The sequence below is a fragment of the Arenibacter arenosicollis genome (assembly GCF_014397245.1).
Classification (GTDB): domain Bacteria; phylum Bacteroidota; class Bacteroidia; order Flavobacteriales; family Flavobacteriaceae; genus Arenibacter; species Arenibacter arenosicollis.
This window is the reverse complement of the sequence record NZ_JACLHY010000059.1, coordinates 1-1,308: the sequence shown is the minus strand read 5'-3', so window position 1 is coordinate 1,308 and position 1,308 is coordinate 1. Positions and strand designations below refer to the sequence as shown.

1 protein-coding gene is annotated in these 1,308 nt (G+C 41.2%); it reads left to right on the top strand.

Features of this window, described 5'->3' with window-relative positions:
- Positions 1-41: 41 nt before the first annotated feature.
- A protein-coding gene (locus H4O18_RS21835) for an IS3 family transposase (protein ID WP_425489146.1) occupies positions 42-1,270 on the top strand; the annotation gives its coding sequence in 2 pieces (ribosomal slippage) (positions 42-399 and positions 399-1,270; 1,230 coding nt in all).
- Positions 1,271-1,308 lie beyond the last annotated feature (38 nt).

The following is a 1,308-nucleotide window of genomic DNA, read 5'->3' as shown; positions in this document are numbered from 1 at the left end:
TGTCCCGTCCTAAAATAAGTTGACACAAAATCGACTTATTTATGAAACATTCAAAGATTACAGGTAATAAGCGTACACAACGCGATTACAATCTAGGTTTTAAATTGGCCGTTATTTCCCAAGTTGAAAAAGGCGAAATGACCTATAAGCAGGCACAGAAGGCTTATGGTATTCAAGGTAGAAGTACTGTTTTGGTCTGGTTGAGAAAACATGGTACCTTAGATTGGAGCAACCCAATTCGACATCAAATGCCAAAATCCAAAGAAACCCCTGCCCAGAAGATCAAGCGTTTAGAACGCGAGCTATCTGACGCGAAGTTGAAGAACAAGATCCTTAATACGATGATCGACATCTCGGACCAACAGTACGGCACTTCTATCAGAAAAAAGTATTTACCCAATCAATCCAGCGTATCCGGCAAGAACAGCGATTAAGTCTGTCTCGTTGTTGTCGATTGTTTGGGATAAGTAGGCAAGCAGTCTATCAATCAGAAAAACGTTCTTTAAAAAGAGGACAAGAGCTTGCAAAGGTGAAGGACTTGGTCGATGGTATCCGCATGGACATGCCCAGGCTCGGCACCCGCAAGTTGTATTACCTGCTCAAGGAAGAATTCGGGAGGGACAATATAAAAATAGGAAGGGATGCCCTATTTGCACATTTACGTACGGAGTCCATGCTGATAAGACCAAGGAAGAATTACACCATGACCACCAATTCCAAGCATTGGCTCAGAAAGTACCCCAATCTGATGAAACAGGCCAAGGTATCAAGGCCGGAAGAATTTTTTGTCAGCGATATCACATATATCAAAAGCAGGGAAAGGACACATTACCTATCCCTGGTTACCGATGCCTATAGCAGAAAGATTATGGGATATGAACTTAGTGACGACATGAGTGCGGAGAACGTTGTAAAGGCAATGAAAATGGCAAATAGCAATAGGTTGACCAACAAACAGCTTATCCATCATTCCGATAGGGGGCTACAGTATTGTTCTTCCGTATATCAAGAGGAGCTCCGGCGCAGCGATATCACCCCATCGATGACCGATGGATATGACTGCTACCAGAATGCACTGGCCGAGCGGATCAATGGGATATTGAAAGGGGAATTCTTAATATATAAATGTAACAACGGTAAAGATTTAAAACAACTCATTGCAGATTCAATCAACACATACAACAACAGAAGACCACATTTGAGCCTTAATTATAAAACACCTAATTTTATACATAACAAAAAACCTGTGAAGTTAACTTCACAGGTCTAATATATATTCTTTAAAAACCGTCAACCTATTTTAGGACG